Raw genomic sequence first — 20,242 nt, 5'->3', positions numbered from 1 at the left:
CGCCACCGGGCTTTTACCTCAGCTACCCAACACCTTCATCGCTTCCCGCGTCACGTTATCCATTTCATCCAGCAGTTCCAGGAACTCCGGTTCAAGCTCCGATTCCGGCGTACCCGCGCGCAGCTGCTGCTCCAGCAGCTGGCAGAGGTTTTTCAGCCGCGGAACGCCGCTGTAGCCGCAGCTGCCGTGCAGCTTGTGGATCGCTTCCAGCAGCTCTTCCGGGTTCTCGCCCACCAGCTGTTCTTCAACCTTATTACGGATCTCCGGCAGAAACGCGACCAGCATTTGCAGCATCTCTCGTGCTAAATCGGGTTTCCCTGCCGCCTGGCGCAGCGCCAGCTGCCAGTCAAAGGTCGCATTTTGATTAACGCTTACCTCAACCGGCTCGCTGAAAACCGTATATGTTCCGCCAATATGACCCGGCTTGTAGCGCAACAGCAGGCTATGAAGTTTCTCTTCATCGATGGGCTTTGCCAGATAGTCATTCATCCCGGCGCTCAGCAGCTTCTCCTTCTGGCCCGCCATCGCGTGCGCGGTGACAGCAATAACTGGCGTTTGCTGCTGATGCGGGAGCTGGTGGATCAGCTCGCAGGCACGAATGCCATCCATGCCCGGCATCTGAATATCCATCAGAATTAAGTCGAACTGCATCTGCTTAGCCTGTTCAACCGCCTGCGCGCCGCTGGTGCACAGCTCAACATGCTGAACCTGGTCTTCCAGCAATGCCCCAATGAGCTTCAGGTTGGCCGGATTATCATCCACCGCCATCACGCTCATGGGCAGTTTTTGCTCGTCGTTAATCAACGGCAGTGCGTGCTGGCTAAGACGGCAATACTCCGTGAGGGCGGGCAGCAGGCGGGTCGCGGTGAGTGGTTTAAGCAGGCACGCGGCCGCACCGTCGTTTTTCAACTCTTCCGCATTAAGCTGGGCGTGGCAGGGCAGCGCCAGCAGCAGATAGTCGGTCATCGACGCGGCTTTCGCCAGCCGCTCCTGCTGCATGGTCAGCTCGCCGGTGAAGGTCACCGGGATCCCCATCAGCAAAATGTCGTAATGATCAACGGCCAGGGCTGAGAAGGTTGGACTGTAAACCACCTCCAGCGGCGTGGTGCTTAAAATATCCAGCGCGCACTGCGCCGCTGCCGCGTTAGGCTCGACGTAGGCCAGGCGCTTACCTTTCAGACAGTCCGTCACCGGGCCGTCGGTCAGCACGTTCGGATTGAGGTCGAGGTTAATATGGAACCAGAAGGTTGAGCCGCGGTTTGGCTGGCTGTGGAAAGAGATATCGCCGCCCATCTCGTTTACCAGCCTCTGCGTGATCACCAGCCCCAGTCCGGTACCGCCATGGCGGCGGGAAATGCTGGCGTCTGCCTGGCGGAAGGCCTGGAACAGACGCGACTGATCCCGCTCCGGAATGCCGATACCGGTATCGCGGATTTGAACCTCAATCTGCACCTTGTTATTACTGATGGCGCGTTTTTCTACCAGGATGTCGATGTTGCCGCTTTCGGTGAATTTAATCGCATTCCCGACAAGATTGGTAATGACCTGCTGCAGGCGCAGCGGATCGCCAATAACGTTGTCCGGCACGTCGTTTTTAATATTGAGCGTTAGCTCAAGGCCCTTGTCGTGCGACGAGTGCGCGAGCAGCGTCACCACTTCATCGAGCGTACTGCGCAGCGGGAAGGGAATACTTTCCAGAATCAGTTTGCCCGCCTCCAGCTTGGAGAAGTCCAGCACGTCGTTAATGATCGCCAGCAGGTTATTGGCCGAACGTTCAATGGTGTGCAGGTGATCCCGCTGAGTAGGATTCAGCTCGCTTTTCAGAGTCAGGCGGGTAAAGCCGATCACGCCATTGAGCGGCGTACGCAGCTCGTGCGACATATTGGCCAGAAACTCAGACTTAATACGCGCCGCTTCCTGAGCTCGCTTTTTCGCCAGATCCAGCTCAACGTTCTGGATCTCCATCTGCTCCAGCGTTTCGCGCAGGTCAGAGGTGGCCTGGTCAACGTTATGCTGCATCTCTTCGTGATAGGCCGCCAGCGACATCGCCATCGAGTTAATGCCGTTTTTCAGCATATCCAGCTCGCCCAACATAAACCCTTCCACGCGGCTGTCGAGCTGTCCCCGGCGGATGCGGTCAACGGTATTAACCATGTTGCGGATGGGGCCCGTGACGTCACGCATCAGACGCCAGCCGAAGATCAGCGCAATACCAATGCAGAACAGCATCATCACGCCGGAGATAAAAATTTCTTTGTACTGCTGCAGCCGTACCGACTTGAGATCGAGCTCAAGCGCTACATATCCCAGCATGTTATTGCTGGATTTGGCATCGGATTGCGCAGACTCATCGGGTGAATAGCTTTCCGACACGATCGGCGTGCGCAGGATCATGATGTCGCCGCGCCGCAACACGGTGAGATGGCGCGGGAAGGGCGTACCGTCAGGGATCTTCAGCGTGGTCGGATCGAGATGAAAGTTTGAGGTGACAAACAGGCGGTTATGTTCGTCGTAGACGGAAATGGCGCGGACGATATCCGAGTGGCGGCGGTGGAGCACGCTGATTAACTGCCCAATGGATTCACGGTTTTGCAGGTTCATCCCATACTCGCTTGAGACGGCGAGCGGTTCGATAATGCTGGCGCCCGCGTCCTCCAGCTGTCGCTGCAAATCGTTATAGCGGTGCACCACAAAGAAGATACTCAGCAGCAAACCGATGAGAACGGTGGGGGCGAGGATCAAAATCATCATGCGCGCGCGCAGGCTGTAGTTGGTCATGGCGTTCCGTTATGGGACAATTAAGATAATTATGTTTATGTGAGAAAAATCTCGGCGATGGCGCAATTCTACTCTGCAAAGCGACGCGTGACGACGCGTCAAATCATTACTGTTGAAGCCACGGACCTTGATCCGTTTGGTCAGGGAGTGGCTCGTCACAACGGTAAGACTCTGTTTATAACAGGTTTGCTGCCAGGAGAACGAGCAGAAATTACGCTGACGGAAGACAAGCGTCAGTACTCGCGTGGACAGGTGAAGCGTCGCCTCAACGCGAGCCCGGAGCGCGTGGAGCCCCGCTGTCCACATTTTGGCGTGTGCGGAGGCTGCCAGCAACAGCATGCGAGCACAGAATTACAGCAAAAAAGTAAAAGCCGCGCGCTGGCGCGCCTCCTTAAACACGAAGTTGACGAGATTATCGCCGATGAGCCCTGGGGCTATCGCCGCCGCGCGCGCCTGAGCCTGAGCTATCAGCCCAAAACGGAGCGGCTGGAGATGGGTTTTCGCAAAGCCGCCTCCAGCGATATTGTTGACGTGAAGCGGTGCCCCATTTTGGTGCCCCATCTTGAGGCGTTACTTCCGGACGTGCACCGCTGTCTTGCATCGCTGGACGGGGTGCGTTCATTGGGCCACGTTGAACTGGTGCTGGCGAACAACGGCCCGCTGATGGTGCTGCGCCACACCGTGCCGCTGTCGAAAAAAGATCGCGAAAAACTGGAACGCTTTTCGCATTCTCATGAGCTTGCGCTTTTCCTCGCGCCTCAAAGCGAGATACTTGAACAGGTATCGGGCGAAGCTCCCTGGTATGCGTCAGACGGGCTACGCTTAACGTTCAGTCCGCGTGATTTTATCCAGGTCAACGACGGCATAAACCAGCAGATGGTGGCGAAGACCCTGGAATGGCTTGACGTACAGCCCACTGACCGTGTGCTCGATCTGTTCTGCGGCATGGGTAACTTTACCCTGCCGCTGGCGCGTAGAGCGGCAAGCGTGGTCGGGGTGGAAGGCGTTGAGGCGCTGGTGGTCAAAGGCCAGGAAAACGCAGAGCAGAACGGCTTGCAAAATGTGACATTCTTTCATCAAAATCTCGAGGAAGATGTCACTCAACAGCCGTGGGCAAAGCAGGGTTTCGACAAAATCCTGCTCGACCCGGCGCGTGCAGGTGCCCCAGGCGTCATGGCGCATATTATTAAACTCGCGCCCAGGCGCGTGGTCTATGTTTCCTGTAACCCGGCAACGCTTGCCCGTGACAGTGAGGCGTTAATCAGCGCGGGTTACCAGATTCGGCGTCTGGCAATGCTGGACATGTTCCCGCACACTGGACATCTGGAATCGATGGCGTTGTTCGAGCACATCTAATTTGTTTGGCTTGTCGACTTCGACAGGCCCTGGTCCCTAAAGGAGAGGACAATGGTTGCGGTAAGAAGTGCACATCTCAATAAAGCTGGGGAGTTTGACCCACAAAAATGGATCGCAAGTCTGGGAATTTCCAGCCAGCAGTCGTGTGAACGCTTAACCGAAACCTGGGCCTACTGTCTGCGCACCACGCAGGGACACCCGGATGCCGATCTGCTCTTATGGCGCGGCGTGGAGATGGTTGAAATCTTGTCCATGCTGAACATGGACATCGAAACGCTGCAGGCCGCGCTGCTGTTCCCCCTCGCGGATGCGGATGTGGTCAGCGAAGATGTGCTGCGCGACAGCGTCGGCAAATCCGTCGTTGCGCTGATCCACGGCGTGCGCGATATGGCGGCCATTCGCCAGCTAAAAGCCGCGCATACCGATTCCGTCTCCTCTGAGCAGGTTGATAACGTCCGCCGGATGCTGCTGGCCATGGTGGATGATTTTCGCTGCGTGGTCATCAAGCTGGCCGAGCGTATTGCCCACCTGCGTGAAGTGAAAGATGCGCCGGAAGACGAGCGCGTGCTGGCCGCCAAAGAGTGTACGAACATCTATGCGCCGCTGGCGAACCGCTTAGGTATTGGTCAGCTGAAATGGGAGCTGGAAGATTACTGCTTCCGCTATCTGCATCCGGCAGAATACAAGCGCATTGCCAAACTCCTGCATGAGCGCCGTATCGATCGTGAGCACTACATCGACGAGTTTGTCAGCGGCCTGCGTCAGGCCATGAAAGAAGAGAACGTCCGTGCCGAAGTTTACGGTCGGCCTAAGCACATCTACAGCATCTGGCGCAAAATGCAGAAGAAACACCTCGCCTTTGACGAGCTGTTTGACGTGCGCGCCGTGCGTATCGTGGCGGAGCGTCTGCAGGACTGCTACGCCGCGCTGGGGATAGTACATACTCACTTCCGCCACCTGCCGGATGAATTTGACGACTATGTCGCGAACCCAAAACCGAACGGCTACCAGTCCATTCATACCGTGGTGCTTGGCCCCGGCGGCAAAACGGTCGAGATTCAAATCCGCACCAAACAGATGCATGAAGACGCCGAGCTGGGCGTTGCCGCGCACTGGAAGTACAAAGAGGGCACTTCTGGCGGGGCACGCTCCGGCCACGAAGACCGCATCGCCTGGCTGCGCAAGCTGATTGCGTGGCAGGAGGAGATGGCCGACTCCGGCGAAATGCTCGACGAGGTGCGCAGCCAGGTCTTTGATGACCGCGTCTACGTCTTTACCCCGAAAGGGGACGTTGTCGACCTGCCGGCTGGCTCCACGCCGCTCGATTTTGCCTACCACATTCACAGCGACGTGGGGCACCGCTGCATCGGGGCGAAGATCGGCGGACGTATCGTGCCGTTTACCTATCAGCTGCAGATGGGCGACCAGATTGAAATCATTACCCAGAAGCAGCCAAACCCGAGCCGCGACTGGCTTAACCCGAACCTCGGTTACGTCACCACCAGCCGCGGGCGCTCCAAAATTCACGCCTGGTTCCGCAAGCAGGATCGTGACAAAAACATTCTTGCCGGTCGCCAGATCCTTGACGACGAGCTGGAGCATATCGGGATCAGCCTGAAAGAAGCAGAGAAATTCCTGCTGCCGCGCTACAACTTCAACGAGCTGGACGAGCTGCTGGCGGCGATTGGCGGCGGTGATATCCGTCTGAATCAGATGGTCAACTTCCTGCAGGCGCAGTTCAACAAGCCTAGCGCGGAAGAGCAGGACGCGGCGGCGCTGAAGCAGCTGCAGCAGAAAACCTATGCCCCGCAGCAGCGCAGCAAAGACAACGGCCGCGTGGTGGTCGAGGGCGTGGGCAACCTGATGCACCACATTGCCCGCTGCTGCCAGCCGATTCCGGGGGACGATATCGTCGGCTTTATCACCCAGGGGCGCGGGATCTCGATCCACCGCTCCGACTGCGACCAGCTTGCGGAGCTGCAGTCCCACGCGCCGGAGCGTATCGTGGAAGCGGTCTGGGGTGAGAGCTACTCCGCCGGTTACTCGCTGGTGGTGCGCGTCACCGCCAACGATCGCAGCGGGCTGCTGCGCGACATCACCACCATTCTCGCCAACGAGAAGGTCAACGTGCTGGGCGTTGCCAGCCGCAGCGATACCCGCGAGCAGCTTGCCACCATCGATATGACCATCGAAATCTACAACCTGCAGGTGCTCGGCCGCGTGCTGGGCAAACTGAACCAGGTGCCGGATGTGATTGACGCGCGTCGTCTGCACGGCGGCTAAACATCCTCTTCCGTAGGCCGGGTAAGGCAACGCCGCCACCCGGCATTTTTTCATCAGGACAGAACTATGACTCAAATCGACCGCCTGCTCGGCATCATGAAACGCCTGCGCGACCCGGAAAACGGCTGCCCGTGGGACAAGGAGCAGACTTTCGCGACCATCGCACCTTATACCCTCGAAGAGACCTATGAGGTGCTGGACGCCATTTCACGCGAGGATTTCGATGACCTGCGCGGTGAACTCGGCGACCTGCTGTTCCAGGTAGTGTTCTACGCCCAGATGGCGCAGGAGGAAGGGCGCTTTAACTTTGACGATATCTGTGCCGCTATCAGCGACAAGCTGGAGCGCCGCCATCCGCATATCTTTGGCGATGCCACTGCAGGAAACAGCGCAGAGGTGCTGGCCCGCTGGGAGCAGATTAAAAGCGCCGAGCGCGCAGAAAAGTCCCAGCACTCTGCGCTGGACGACATCCCGCTGAGCCTGCCCGCGCTGATGCGCGCCCACAAAATTCAAAAGCGCTGCTCGGCGGTAGGATTTGACTGGGATTCCCTGGGACCCGTGCTGGATAAAGTGCATGAAGAGATCGACGAAGTGATGCACGAAGCGCAGCAGGCGGTGGTCGATGAAGCAAAGCTGGAGGAAGAGATGGGCGACCTGCTGTTCGCCACCGTCAACCTTTCTCGCCATTTAGGGGTAAAAGCGGAAACCGCGCTGCAAAAAGCCAACCTGAAATTCGAACGACGCTTTCGCGAAGTCGAGCGGATTGTGGCCTCGCGGGGCCTGGAAATGACCGGAATTGACCTCGACGCGATGGAAGAAGTCTGGCAGGAAGTAAAACGCCAGGAATCTGATCTCTAACGGAATTTTGCGATCAAGCGCAATTTGTGTGATTTTTTAAATGACAAGCGCTTGATTTGCGTCAAAAACATTTACCCAAAAGGGGCTATTTTCTCACTCCTTATGTTTGTCATGGCCTGGAATGGAGACGGAGAATGAAAGTTTGTGGCGCTCGCCGTGTTCGGGTATACTACTTTCCCGTCCTGGTTATTCCATCGTTTCACCCTAACTTCTCAGGTTCAGCATGACAACGAACTATATTTTTGTGACCGGCGGGGTCGTATCCTCTCTGGGTAAAGGCATTGCCGCAGCCTCCCTCGCAGCCATTCTTGAAGCCCGTGGCCTCAATGTGACCATGATGAAACTGGATCCGTATATCAACGTCGATCCTGGCACCATGAGCCCAACCCAACACGGGGAAGTGTTCGTTACTGAAGACGGCGCTGAAACCGATCTGGATCTTGGCCACTACGAGCGTTTCATTCGTACCAAAATGACCCGTCGTAACAACTTTACGACTGGCCGCATCTACTCTGACGTTCTGCGTAAAGAGCGCCGCGGTGACTACCTGGGCGCGACCGTGCAGGTTATCCCACACATCACTAACGCCATCAAAGAGCGTGTCCTTGCCGGTGGCGAAGGGCATGACGTTGTGCTGGTTGAAATCGGCGGTACCGTGGGTGATATCGAATCCCTGCCGTTCCTCGAAGCGATTCGTCAGCTGGCGGTAGACATTGGTCGTGAACACGCGCTGTTCATGCACCTGACGCTGGTGCCTTACATGGCGGCGGCAGGTGAAGTGAAAACCAAACCGACTCAGCACTCCGTTAAAGAACTGCTCTCTATCGGTATTCAGCCTGACATCCTGGTTTGCCGTTCCGATCGTGCCATTCCAGCGAACGAACGTGCGAAAATTGCATTGTTCTGTAACGTGCCTGAAAAAGCCGTTATTTCAATGAAAGATGTCGATTCCATTTATAAAATCCCGGGCCTGTTGAAATCACAGGGTCTGGACGATTATATTTGTAAACGATTCAGCTTGAACTGTCCGGAAGCTAACCTGTCTGAATGGGAACAGGTTATTTATGAAGAAGCGAACCCGGCAGGCGAAGTGACTATCGGTATGGTCGGCAAGTACATCGAACTGCCGGACGCCTATAAGTCAGTTATCGAAGCGCTGAAGCACGGTGGTCTGAAGAACCGCGTCTCCGTGAACATCAAGCTGATTGATTCGCAGGATGTTGAAACACGTGGCGTTGAAATTCTGAAAGATCTGGATGCTATCCTCATCCCTGGCGGCTTCGGCTACCGTGGTGTTGAAGGCAAGATCGCCACTGCACGCTATGCGCGTGAAAACAATATTCCATACCTCGGCATCTGCCTGGGTATGCAGGTTGCGCTGATCGAATTTGCGCGCAACGTAGCGGGAATGGAAAACGCGAACTCTACGGAATTTGTGCCAGACTGTAAGTACCCTGTCGTGGCGCTGATTACGGAATGGCGCGACGAAGACGGTAACGTCGAAGTCCGTACCGAGAAGAGCGATCTGGGTGGCACTATGCGTCTTGGCGCACAGGCCTGCCAGCTGTCCGACGATAGCGTGGTTCGCAAGCTGTACGGCGAGCCGGTCATCACCGAGCGCCATCGTCACCGCTATGAAGTCAACAATATGTTGTTGAAACAAATTGAAGCCGCGGGCCTGCGTGTTGCGGGTCGCTCCGGGGACGATCAGTTAGTCGAGATCATCGAGGTGCCAAACCATCCGTGGTTTGTTGCCTGCCAGTTCCACCCGGAATTTACTTCAACGCCGCGTGATGGACATCCGCTGTTTGCAGGCTTCGTGAAAGCCGCCAGCGAGTACCAGAAGCGTCAGGCGAAGTAAAAAAGTTAGAACGGCAACGCGTACCAACGGTACGCGTTGTTTGTCTGGAGTTTTAGTTTAACTTGTACTGAGGAAAATCTAATGTCCAAAATCGTTAAAGTCATCGGTCGTGAAATCATCGACTCCCGTGGTAACCCGACCGTTGAAGCCGAAGTTCATCTGGAAGGTGGTTTCGTCGGTATGGCAGCTGCTCCATCAGGTGCTTCTACGGGTTCCCGTGAAGCGCTGGAACTGCGTGATGGCGACAAATCCCGTTTCATGGGCAAAGGCGTACTGAAAGCGGTTGGCGCTGTTAACGGTCCTATTGCTCAGGCTATCGTTGGCAAAGATGCCAAAGATCAGGCTGGCATCGACAAGATCATGATCGATCTGGACGGTACTGAAAACAAATCTAACTTCGGTGCGAACGCAATCCTCGCCGTTTCCCTGGCGAACGCCAAAGCAGCAGCCGCTGCTAAAGGTATGCCACTGTTCGAGCACATCGCTGAACTGAACGGCACCCCAGGCAAATACTCTATGCCTGTACCAATGATGAACATCATCAACGGTGGTGAGCACGCAGACAACAACGTTGATATTCAGGAATTCATGATTCAGCCAGTTGGCGCGAAAACCCTGAAAGAAGCGGTTCGTATGGGTTCTGAAGTGTTCCACAACCTGGCTAAAGTTCTGAAAGCTAAAGGTATGAACACTGCTGTTGGTGACGAAGGTGGCTACGCGCCAAACCTGGGTTCTAACGCAGAAGCACTGGCTGTTATCGCTGAAGCGGTTAAAGCAGCAGGCTACGAGCTGGGCAAAGACATCACCCTGGCGATGGACTGTGCAGCATCTGAATTCTACAAAGACGGTAAATACGTTCTGGCTGGCGAAGGCAACAAAGCGTTCACCTCCGAAGAGTTCACTCACTTCCTGGAAGACCTGACCAAACAGTACCCAATCGTTTCTATCGAAGACGGTCTGGACGAGTCTGACTGGGATGGTTTCGCATACCAGACCAAAGTACTGGGCGACAAAATCCAGCTGGTTGGTGACGATCTGTTCGTAACCAACACTAAGATCCTGAAAGAAGGCATCGAGAAAGGCATCGTTAACTCCATCCTGATCAAATTCAACCAGATCGGTTCTCTGACCGAAACGCTGGCTGCGATCAAAATGGCGAAAGACGCTGGCTACACCGCTGTTATCTCTCACCGTTCTGGCGAAACTGAAGACGCGACCATTGCTGACCTGGCTGTTGGTACCGCTGCTGGCCAGATCAAAACCGGTTCTATGAGCCGTTCTGACCGTGTTGCTAAATACAACCAGCTGATTCGTATCGAAGAAGCGCTGGGTGAAAAAGCACCTTACAACGGTCGTAAAGAGATCAAAGGCCAGGCATAATTGCTTAAGCCTTAACATGAAAATGCCAGTCGAATGACTGGCATTTTTTTTGGTTATTTAAAATCGACCGCCATCTGCTCGGGAATGGTCAGTCCCCGGGTGGTTTGCACGCAGCGGGCGATATAATCCGTAAAACGAGGTGGCTTCGGCATCCCCATGCTGAGCAGCTTATCGTTGCTGAAGCGCACGTTCAGCGTGGCAAAGGCACCGTATAAGCGCATCGCTCTCAGCATCAGACGTTCGTTGCACGGACCAAAAATGGTTTTCAGTTCACGGCGCATTTTGACCAGCGTTTCGTAGCTGACCTGCGCGTACTTATCGCCAACGGGCGCTTTCTCCAGCGCCTGCGCCATTGCCCGATCGATATCCGCAAAGCGAACGCTGTTCTCTTCCCCGGCTGAAATGTGTACCACTTCCCCCGGACGCGCGTTGCTGCTCAGCAGCATTAACATTGCGTCGGCGCAATAATCTACCGGGACAACGTCGATCCGGTCTTCCATCGAGCACATAAACTTCTGCAGCATCAGGCCCATGCTGAAGACCCAAAAGATACTGCTCGACGGCGTGCAGCCGTGGCGGGTATGGCCGACGACGATGGACGGACGGGCGATGAGCAGCGGCAGGTTAGGACATTCCTGGCGCATCAGCTGTTCGATGGTTGACTTCGAATACGTATATTCCACCAGGTGCTCAGCGTTTTCTCTGAATTCCGCACTTTCGGCGACCAGCGAATCCTGCTCCGGCGTGCATGACATTGCGGTGCCTACATGCAGGAAACGCTGCAGCCCTGCGACCTGCTCCATGCGGCGCGCCAGCGCTAGCGTACCCTCTACGTTCACCTTCCAGATCAGCGGGTTATTGCCAAAAGACGCAACTGCCGCGCAGTTAACGACATGCGTAACTTGGTCCAGACGGGGATCGTTCAGAAAGGCTTCCGGCTGGCTGAGGTCGCCGATGAGGATATTATCCACGCTCAGGGAGGCCAGTTTCTCCTCAGAAATGTTGAACTTACGCATGTTCTCCTGCACGCGCGCCAGCCCGCTTTGCGGATCGCCGGCACGGGCAAGCAAAAGGAGTTTTACGGATTGATCGCTGGTCAGGATTTTTTCAAGTACTGCACCGCCCAGAAACCCGGTCACGCCTGTAATTAATAACATCTTCATTATTACCGTCTCATTATGATTGATGGGGCGGATTGTAGGCGCGCAAAAGTAAACGGCGTTTAAATAATAAAACGTCGGGACCGACAGCGTCTTAAGCTTATTTTAAGGAAAGGAAATCAGGTGAAAATATTGGACATTGCAGAAAGCGGAAAAATTCAATTTATTCATGTTTTTATTTTAACTTAATGATTTTAATCTGTTTTTGTCTCTGGGGTGGCGCGAGGGAAATAATTCAAACTGTAATAAACAAAATAATTTGTTACACCAAGCATTTATCATATAAATGAATTGAACTCTGCTTAAGTTAAATTGAGCAAAATAAAATGCAGGCTATTTTATTTAGCCTGCGAAGGGTTTTCAGAGCAGAAGAGGAAGCGTGGCGCTGGCCGTTTGCTGGCTGACGTCAGCGTAATGACCATCCAGCGCAATCATGGATGTCGTAAGTAATTCGACCAGCAGCATCACCCCAACTTTGGCATTGAGCGCGCCCGCGCTAAGAGGGCCTTCTGGCTTGGCGGCCACCAGCAGCATATCGCTAAGAGACGCCAGCGGGCTGCGGGGAGTGTTGCTGAGCGCCAGAACCTTCACCCCGCGCTTGCGGGCAAGTTTCACCACGTGAAGTAAATCTCGCGTTGAACCGGAGCTGGAGATCGCCACCACCAGCGTCTCTGCCGAAAGCGTGGTCGCATTCATGGCTGCGCGGTGCATATCGCTAAACAGCTGTGCGGATTTACCCAGCCTTAATAACTTGTAATGCAGATACTCCCCGAGGATCGCGCTGGCCGCGACGCCATAAATCTGCACGGACTGCGCCTGATGCAGCGCCAGTGCGGCTTTTTCAAGCAGCGCGCGGTCGAGGAGTCTCGCGGTATCCTGCAGAGCCTGCACCGATTCATCCACCACGCTGTCAATCTCATCCCCCGCCTGACGTGCGGGCTGGCCCTGCTGAATGTCCAGCGCCAGCGCCATTTTGAATTCGTTATACCCCTTACATCCCAGCGTCCGGCAAAGACGCGTCACGCTGGCCTCGCTGGTGTGGCTCTCTCGCGCCAGTTCGGTGATGGTCAGGTAGAGCACCCGGGCAGGGTCGCTGAGGACAAACTCACCGAGTTTTTGTTGCGTTGGGCTGTACCCGGAAGCCTCCTGGCGGAGCTTCAGCAGCAGGTTTTCATGGTCCGACATGCCACGTCCTTAATGTGTTTCACTGCGACTAGTGTGGCGGAAAGCGGGGGAAAGATGCCAGTCATTTTAAAAAAGTATGATCGGCCTCCTGGTTTGTGATGATAATTTTCACTATAAAATATTTATATGGTAAAAATTTTCATCTTTTAATGGGGGGATGAAAAAATGATGCAAATATTCAGTGGCGCTTCGTCGGGTGGATGGTTTGAAAAAGCGCAGCGCTTTGGCAAATCCTTTATGTTGCCTATCGCCGTTTTGCCCGCGGCGGGTCTGCTGCTCGGTATCGGCGGGGCGTTATCGAACCCCAATACGCTGGCGGCCTATCCGTTTTTAGATGTGAGCTGGCTGCAGGCCATTTTCACCATCATGAGCAGTGCGGGTTCGATTGTGTTTGCGAACCTCTCGGTGCTGTTTGCGGTTGGGGTGGCCGTCGGGCTGGCAAAAAACGATAAGGGCACGGCGGGGCTGGCAGCGCTACTCGCGTTTCTGGTGATGAACGCCACCATCAACGCGCTGCTGATCCTCACCGGCAAACTGGCGCACGAGAACCCGGGCGCTGTAGGGCAGGGCATGACGCTGGGTATTCAGACGCTGGAAACCGGGGTGTTTGGCGGCGTGGTGATTGGTCTCGTGACCTGCGCGCTGCATCATCGGTTTAACAAGATAGCGCTTCCGCAGTTCCTGGGCTTTTTTGGCGGCTCGCGCTTTGTCCCGATTATCAGCTCGCTGGCGGCAATACTCGTTGGCGCGATCATGACCGTGGTCTGGCCGCATTTCCAGAAGCTTATTTTTGGTCTGGGCGGGCTGGTGGATGCCACCGGTTATCTTGGCACGCTGCTGTACGGCTTTATTTTGCGCATGCTTGGCCCGTTTGGTCTGCACCACATCTTCTATCTGCCGTTCTGGACCACCGCGCTCGGCGGCAGCGAGATCGTCAACGGCCACCTGGTTGAGGGCACGCAGCGGATCTTCTTCGCTCAGCTCGCCGACCCGAACACGCAGCATTTCTATGAAGGCACGTCACGCTTCATGTCCGGGCGCTTTATCACGATGATGTTTGGCCTGCTCGGCGCGTGTCTGGCGATGTACCACACGGCGAAACCGGAGAACAAAAAGCGCGTTGCCGGGCTGCTGCTCTCCGCGGCGTTAACTTCATTCCTGACGGGAATTACCGAGCCCATCGAGTTCTCCTTCCTGTTCATTGCCCCGGTGCTCTACGTCATTCACGCGCTGTTTGACGGGCTGGCGTTTATGCTCGCGCACATGCTGCACATCACAATCGGGCAGACCTTCTCCGGCGGTTTTATTGACTTCGTGCTGTTCGGCATATTGCAGGGGGAGGCCAAAACCAACTGGATGTTCGTTCCGCTGGTCGGCGTGCCGTGGTTCTTCCTCTATTACTTCACCTTCCGCTACCTGATTAACCGCTTTGATTTCGCCACGCCGGGCCGTGAAAAGGAGGCGATGGTTGATGACGTCAGCCTGCCGCAAAGCGAGCGCGCTGCGGCGGTGATCGCCGGGTTGGGCGGAAAAGACAATCTGGAAGAGGTGGACTGCTGCGCCACGCGGCTTCGCGTGACGGTCAAAGACGGCAGCAAAGTGAATGACGCGGCGCTGAAAGCCACCGGCGCGCGCGGCGTTATCGTGCGCGGTAACGGTGTACAGGTCATTTATGGCCCGCACGTCACGATTATCAAAAACGAAGTGGAAGAGATCTTATCGTAATGAAAAATGTACTGGATAACCTGAAGGGAAAACTGGTCGTCTCCTGTCAGGCGCTGGAAAACGAACCGCTGCACAGCCCGTTTATCATGTCGCGAATGGCGCTGGCGGCGGCACAGGGCGGAGCCTTCGCCATTCGCGCCAACAGCGTGGTGGATATCGAGGCCATTAAACAGCAGGTGTCTTTACCGGTTATCGGCATCATCAAACGGGACTATCCAGGGAGCGAAGTATTTATCACCGCTACGATGAAAGAGGTGGATGAGCTCATGGCCGTCTCTCCGGAAATCATTGCCCTTGATGCGACGGCGCGGGAACGTCCTGGCGGTGAATCCCTGGAAACACTGGTCACGGCCATCCGCTCACGTTACCCCTCGGTACTGCTGATGGCAGATATTTCCACCGTAGACGAAGCCGTGACGGCGCAGACGCTTGGCTTTGACTGCGTCGGTACCACGCTGTACGGCTATACGGCGGAAACGATAGGCCATACGCTTCCGGAGAATGACTGTGCGTTCCTGAAAGCGGTTCTGGCGGCCGTGACGGTCCCCGTGGTTGCCGAAGGCAACGTGGATACGCCCGAGCGCGCGGCCCGGTGTCTGGCTCTGGGCGCGCATACGGTCGTTGTCGGCGGGGCGATCACCCGCCCACAGCAAATTACCGCGCGCTTTATGGCGGCGATTAGCGCGCAAAGCACCGATGGAGCATGACCATCCGACGGGGATCTGCGATACTTATCGTTTATCCCCTTTACTGAGATGACTATGCAGTACCCGATTAACGAGATGTTCCAGACCCTGCAAGGCGAGGGTTACTTTACCGGCGTTCCCGCTATCTTTATTCGTTTACAGGGATGCCCGGTTGGCTGTGCCTGGTGTGATACCAAACATACGTGGGATAAGCTCGCAGATCGGGAAGTGTCGCTGTTTAGCATTCTGGCGAAAACCAAAGAGAGCGATAAGTGGGGCGCTGGCAGTGCAGAAGACCTGCTGGCCATTATTGGTCGCCAGGGCTGGACGGCTCGCCACGTCGTCATCACCGGCGGCGAACCCTGCATTCACGATCTGACGCCGCTGACCGAGCTGCTCGAAAAGAACGGCTACAGCTGCCAGATTGAGACCAGCGGCACCCATGAAGTGCGCTGTTCACACACCACCTGGGTGACGGTATCGCCAAAAGTGAATATGCGTGGCGGGTATGACGTGCTGTCTCAGGCGCTGGAGCGCGCGGATGAAATTAAGCATCCGGTAGGACGCGTGCGTGATATCGAAGCGCTGGATGAACTGCTGGCGACGCTGACGGATGAGAAGCAGCGGGTAATCGCCCTGCAGCCGATCAGCCAGAAAGAGGATGCGACGCGCCTGTGCATTGAAACCTGCATTGCGCGCAACTGGCGCCTGTCGATGCAGACGCATAAGTATCTGAATATTGCCTAGAAAAAAGCCCGGTTTTGCCGGGCTTTTTTTACTCTCCGCGATACACGCAGCCTGCCGTGCAGGTTTCTTTGATCATCACCGCGCTCAGCAGCGGTACCAGCGGCTTCATCTGATCCCAGATCCATTTTGCCAGCACTTCGCTGGTCGGGTTTTCCAGACCCGGAATATCGTTGAGATAGTAGTGATCCAGACGATCGTAGGTCGGCTTAAACGCGGCCTTCAGCTCGGCAAAGTCCATGATCCAACCGGTATGCGGATCAACTTCACCGGTGATCTCAAGACGCACCATAAACGAATGCCCGTGCAGGCGGCCGCATTTATGTCCTGCAGGAACGTGCGGAAGGTGGTGGGCGGCTTCGAAGGTGAAATCTTTAAACAGTGTGGTGGACATGATCGCTCTCAGTAATGCGGAAAAAACCGCCGCATAGTACCGGAAAGCACAATTTTTAGCATTAACTAAAACGGCTCTGAACGTTGAACGCCGGGTATTCAGGGTGATTGTTGGTTTTTATTGTTTTATTTCAAATGGTTATTCAATCGTTTTTACCGCTAAGAACGATAACTAAAACAGGTTAGTCCATTTGGTTATTTATTATTTCCATCCCTTCTTTAATTGTTATTATCCACGCCGTTAACCTTATCTTCAGTTTGGATTTATTCGCTTAAAGTCCGCTTGGCTACTGGAACATAACGACGCATGACAACACAGGCCCCACCTTCAAATTTGCTTCCCCTTAACCCGGAGCAACTGGCGCGCCTTCAGGCTGCCACCTCTGATTTTTCTCCCACTCAGCTTGCCTGGGTCTCCGGTTATTTCTGGGGAATGCTCAACCAGCAGCCTGGCGCGGTGGCTGGCGCACCGGCAACGGCCGTGGAAATTCCTGCTATTACGCTGATTAGCGCCTCGCAGACGGGCAACGCCCGCCGCGTGGCCGAAGCGCTGCGTGATGATCTGCTGGCCGCCAAACTGAACGTGAACCTGGTCAACGCCGGGGATTATAAATTCAAACAAATCGCGTCAGAAAAACTGCTGGTGATGGTCGCCTCGACCCAGGGGGAAGGTGAACCCGCTGAAGAAGCGGTGGCGCTGCACAAGTTCCTGTTCTCAAAAAAAGCCCCTAAGCTGAATGGCACGGCGTTTGCCGTATTTGGCCTGGGCGATACCTCCTATGAATTCTTCTGCCAGTCCGGTAAAGATTTCGACAGCAAGCTGGCGGAGCTGGGCGCGGAGCGCCTGCTGGACCGCGTGGACGCGGATGTGGAATACCAGACTGCCGCCGCTGAATGGCGTGCGCGCATCGTTGAGGTGTTGAAAGCCCGCGTCCCGAAAGAGACGCCAGCACAGGCCGCGGTGACCGCTGCGGGCACCGTCAATGAGATCCACACCAGCCCGTACACCAAAGAGTCGCCGCTGACGGCGAGCCTGTCGGTGAACCAGAAAATTACGGGCCGCGACTCGGAAAAAGACGTGCGCCATATTGAAATCGATCTTGGCGACTCCGGCCTGCGCTATCAGCCTGGCGATGCGCTGGGCGTCTGGTATCAGAACGATCCGGCGCTGGTGAAAGAGCTGGTGGAACTGCTGTGGCTGAAGGGTGACGAGCCCGTCACCGTTGACGGCAAAACCCAGCCACTTTCAGAGGCGCTGCAGTGGCATTTCGAGCTGACGGTGAACACCCCGAATATCGTCGAGAATTATGCCACCCTAACGCGCAGCGAATCCCTGCTGCCGCTGGTGGGCGACAAAGCGAAGCTGCAGCATTACGCCGCGACGACGCCGATTGTCGATATGGTGCGTTTCTCTCCGGCACAGCTGGATGCCGATGCGCTGATCGGTCTGCTGCGTCCGCTGACCCCACGCCTGTACTCTATCGCCTCTTCCCAGGCGGAAGTGGAAAGCGAAGTTCACGTTACCGTCGGCGTGGTGCGCTACGACATCGAAGGCCGCGCCCGCGCGGGTGGGGCATCAAGCTTCCTGGCGGACCGCGTGGAAGAAGAGGGCGAGGTGCGCGTCTTTATCGAGCACAACGACAACTTCCGCCTGCCGGCGAACCCGGAAACTCCGGTGATCATGATTGGCCCGGGCACCGGCATCGCGCCGTTCCGCGCCTTTATGCAGCAGCGTGCCGCGGACGACGCGCCGGGTAAAAACTGGCTGTTCTTCGGCAACCCGCACTTTACCGAAGATTTCCTCTACCAGGTTGAGTGGCAGCGCTACGTCAAAGAGGGCGTACTGACCCGCATCGATCTGGCCTGGTCCCGCGATCAGAAAGAAAAAGTATACGTACAAGACAAACTGCGCGAACAGGGCGCAGAGCTGTGGCGCTGGATCAATGACGGTGCCCACATTTATGTCTGCGGCGACGCCAATCGCATGGCGAAAGACGTTGAGCAGGCACTGCTGGAAGTGATTGCCGAATTCGGCGGTATGGATGCCGAAGCGGCGGATGAATTTTTAAGTGAGCTGCGCGTTGAGCGCCGTTATCAGCGAGATGTCTACTAATGAGCGAAAAACATCCAGGGCCACTGGTGGTCGAAGGTAAACTGACAGACGCCGAGCGCATGAAGCTGGAAAGCAACTATCTGCGCGGCACCATTGCTGAAGATCTGAATGACGGCCTGACCGGCGGTTTCAAAGGCGACAACTTCCTGCTGATCCGTTTCCACGGCATGTATCAGCAGGACGACCGCGATATCCGCGCCGAGCGCGCAGAACAGAAGCTGGAGCCGCGCCACGCGATGCTGCTGCGCTGCCGCCTGCCGGGTGGAGTGATCACCACCAAACAGTGGCAGGCGATCGACAAATTTGCGGGTGAAAACACGATTTATGGCAGCATCCGCCTGACCAACCGTCAGACCTTCCAGTTCCACGGGATTCTGAAGAAGAACGTGAAGCCGGTGCACCAGATGCTCCACTCCGTGGGTCTGGACGCGCTGGCGACCGCCAACGACATGAACCGTAACGTGCTCTGCACCTCGAACCCGTACGAGTCCGAGCTGCACGCCGAAGCGTATGAGTGGGCGAAGAAAATTTCCGAGCACCTGCTGCCGCGTACCCGCGCCTATGCGGAGATCTGGCTCGATCAGGAAAAAGTCGCGACCACCGACGAAGAACCGATCCTCGGTCAGACCTACCTGCCGCGTAAGTTCAAAACCACGGTGGTGATCCCGCCGCAGAACGACATCGATCTGCACGCCAACGACATGAACTTCGTGGCGATTGCCGAAAACGGCAAGCTGGTGGGCTTTAACCTGCTGGTGGGCGGCGGCCTGTCTATTGAGCACGGTAACAAGAAAACCTACGCCCGTACCGCGAGCGAGTTCGGCTTCCTGCCGCTGGAGCACACGCTGGCCGTGGCGGAAGCGGTAGTGACCACCCAGCGCGACTGGGGCAACCGTACCGACCGTAAAAACGCGAAAACCAAGTACACTCTGGAGCGCGTGGGCGTTGAAACGTTCAAAGAGGAAGTGGAGCGTCGTGCGGGGATCAAATTTGAGCCGATCCGCCCTTACGAATTCACCGGTCGCGGCGATCGCATCGGCTGGGTGAAAGGTATCGACAATAACTGGCACCTGACGCTGTTCATTGAAAATGGCCGTATTCTGGATTATCCGGGCCGCCCGCTGAAAACCGGTCTGCTGGAAATCGCGAAGATCCACAAAGGCGAGTTCCGTATCACCGCTAACCAGAACCTGATCGTCGCCAGCGTGCCGGAAAGCGAAAAGGCGAAAATTGAGGAGCTGGCGCGCGAGCACGGGTTGATGAATGCGGTGAAGCCACAGCGTGAAAACTCGATGGCCTGCGTGTCGTTCCCGACCTGTCCGCTGGCGATGGCCGAAGCCGAGCGTTTCCTGCCGTCATTTACTGACAAAGTGGAAGCGATTCTGGAAAAACACGGTATTCCGGACGAGCATATTGTTATGCGCGTGACGGGCTGCCCGAACGGCTGCGGTCGTGCGATGCTGGCCGAGCTGGGGCTGGTGGGGAAAGCGCCGGGCCGTTATAACCTGCACCTGGGCGGTAACCGTATCGGCACGCGTATTCCACGCATGTTCCGCGAGAACATCACCGAGCCGGAAATTCTTGATTCCATCGACGAGCTTGTCGGGCGCTGGGCGAAAGAGCGCGAAGCGGGTGAAGGCTTCGGCGACTTTACGGTTCGTGCAGGCATCATTCGCCCGGTGCTCGATCCCGCCAGGGATTTCTGGGAGTAACCACGAGA

The 20,242-nt window shown here is 56.0% G+C and carries 14 protein-coding genes; 10 read left to right on the top strand and 4 right to left on the bottom strand.

Annotation, left to right across the window (positions count from 1 at the left end):
• Positions 1-18 precede the first annotated feature (18 nt).
• Positions 19-2,778: a two-component sensor histidine kinase BarA gene (gene barA / locus AC2FAJ_RS17415; RefSeq protein ID WP_045629950.1), complete on the bottom strand. Its 2,760-nt coding sequence runs from the start codon at positions 2,776-2,778 to the stop codon at positions 19-21.
• Positions 2,779-2,835: 57 nt separating this feature from the next.
• Between barA and rlmD the strand changes: the two genes are divergently transcribed.
• The 5 genes from rlmD (at position 2,836) to eno (ending at position 10,516) form a co-directional block, all read left to right on the top strand.
• A complete protein-coding gene (gene rlmD / locus AC2FAJ_RS17410) occupies positions 2,836-4,134 on the top strand; it encodes a 23S rRNA (uracil(1939)-C(5))-methyltransferase RlmD (RefSeq protein WP_041908412.1) in 1,299 nt (432 codons plus the stop codon).
• A 51-nt stretch (positions 4,135-4,185) separates the two neighbouring features.
• The gene (relA, locus tag AC2FAJ_RS17405; protein WP_028014256.1) at positions 4,186-6,417 is read left to right on the top strand and encodes a GTP diphosphokinase; all 2,232 of its coding nucleotides are present in this window, start codon (positions 4,186-4,188) and stop codon (positions 6,415-6,417) included.
• A gap of 66 nt (positions 6,418-6,483) precedes the next feature.
• Entirely contained in the window at positions 6,484-7,275 is a 792-nt protein-coding gene (gene mazG / locus AC2FAJ_RS17400; RefSeq protein WP_045261274.1) for a nucleoside triphosphate pyrophosphohydrolase, read from the top strand.
• Positions 7,276-7,498: 223 nt separating this feature from the next.
• Entirely contained in the window at positions 7,499-9,136 is a 1,638-nt protein-coding gene (pyrG, locus tag AC2FAJ_RS17395; protein WP_028014254.1) for a glutamine hydrolyzing CTP synthase, read from the top strand.
• Between the two features lie 81 nt (positions 9,137-9,217).
• Positions 9,218-10,516, top strand: a complete 1,299-nt coding sequence (gene eno / locus AC2FAJ_RS17390) for a phosphopyruvate hydratase (protein WP_006811784.1) — start codon at positions 9,218-9,220, stop codon at positions 10,514-10,516.
• 53 nt (positions 10,517-10,569) lie between these two features.
• Here eno and AC2FAJ_RS17385 read toward each other — a convergent pair whose 3' ends face one another.
• Complete coding sequence (locus AC2FAJ_RS17385; protein ID WP_041908416.1) at positions 10,570-11,679, bottom strand: SDR family oxidoreductase; 1,110 nt, start codon at positions 11,677-11,679, stop codon at positions 10,570-10,572.
• 357 nt (positions 11,680-12,036) lie between these two features.
• A complete protein-coding gene (locus AC2FAJ_RS17380; protein WP_028014252.1) occupies positions 12,037-12,861 on the bottom strand; it encodes a MurR/RpiR family transcriptional regulator in 825 nt (274 codons plus the stop codon).
• Positions 12,862-13,026: 165 nt separating this feature from the next.
• Between AC2FAJ_RS17380 and AC2FAJ_RS17375 the strand changes: the two genes are divergently transcribed.
• From AC2FAJ_RS17375 to queE, 3 genes are read left to right on the top strand one after another with little or no spacing between them, the layout of a single operon-like run.
• The gene (locus AC2FAJ_RS17375; protein ID WP_041908418.1) at positions 13,027-14,586 is read left to right on the top strand and encodes a maltose/glucose-specific PTS transporter subunit IIC; all 1,560 of its coding nucleotides are present in this window, start codon (positions 13,027-13,029) and stop codon (positions 14,584-14,586) included.
• Positions 14,586-15,293: an N-acetylmannosamine-6-phosphate 2-epimerase gene (locus AC2FAJ_RS17370; RefSeq protein WP_041908420.1), complete on the top strand. Its 708-nt coding sequence runs from the start codon at positions 14,586-14,588 to the stop codon at positions 15,291-15,293. Before AC2FAJ_RS17375 ends, AC2FAJ_RS17370 begins: the two co-directional genes overlap by 1 nt.
• A 54-nt stretch (positions 15,294-15,347) precedes the next feature.
• Positions 15,348-16,019: a 7-carboxy-7-deazaguanine synthase QueE gene (gene queE / locus AC2FAJ_RS17365; protein WP_028014249.1), complete on the top strand. Its 672-nt coding sequence runs from the start codon at positions 15,348-15,350 to the stop codon at positions 16,017-16,019.
• Positions 16,020-16,047: 28 nt separating this feature from the next.
• Here queE and queD read toward each other — a convergent pair whose 3' ends face one another.
• Positions 16,048-16,410 carry a 6-carboxytetrahydropterin synthase QueD gene (gene queD / locus AC2FAJ_RS17360; RefSeq protein ID WP_003862700.1) on the bottom strand — a complete coding sequence of 121 codons (363 nt, stop codon included), beginning with the start codon at positions 16,408-16,410 and terminating at the stop codon, positions 16,048-16,050.
• A gap of 306 nt (positions 16,411-16,716) precedes the next feature.
• Between queD and cysJ the strand changes: the two genes are divergently transcribed.
• Positions 16,717-18,522: an NADPH-dependent assimilatory sulfite reductase flavoprotein subunit gene (gene cysJ, locus AC2FAJ_RS17355; protein WP_041908421.1), complete on the top strand. Its 1,806-nt coding sequence runs from the start codon at positions 16,717-16,719 to the stop codon at positions 18,520-18,522.
• Positions 18,522-20,234 (top strand): assimilatory sulfite reductase (NADPH) hemoprotein subunit, encoded by a 1,713-nt coding sequence (gene cysI, locus AC2FAJ_RS17350; RefSeq protein WP_041908423.1) that lies wholly within the window; start codon positions 18,522-18,524, stop codon positions 20,232-20,234. The genes cysJ and cysI overlap by 1 nt, the downstream gene beginning before the upstream one ends.
• The last annotated feature ends 8 nt before the right edge of the window (positions 20,235-20,242 follow it).

The sequence above is a fragment of the Enterobacter cloacae complex sp. 385G4 genome (genome assembly GCF_057320665.1).
Note: the sequence above shows the minus strand (reverse complement) of the source record. Positions and strands in the feature narration are given on the sequence as shown.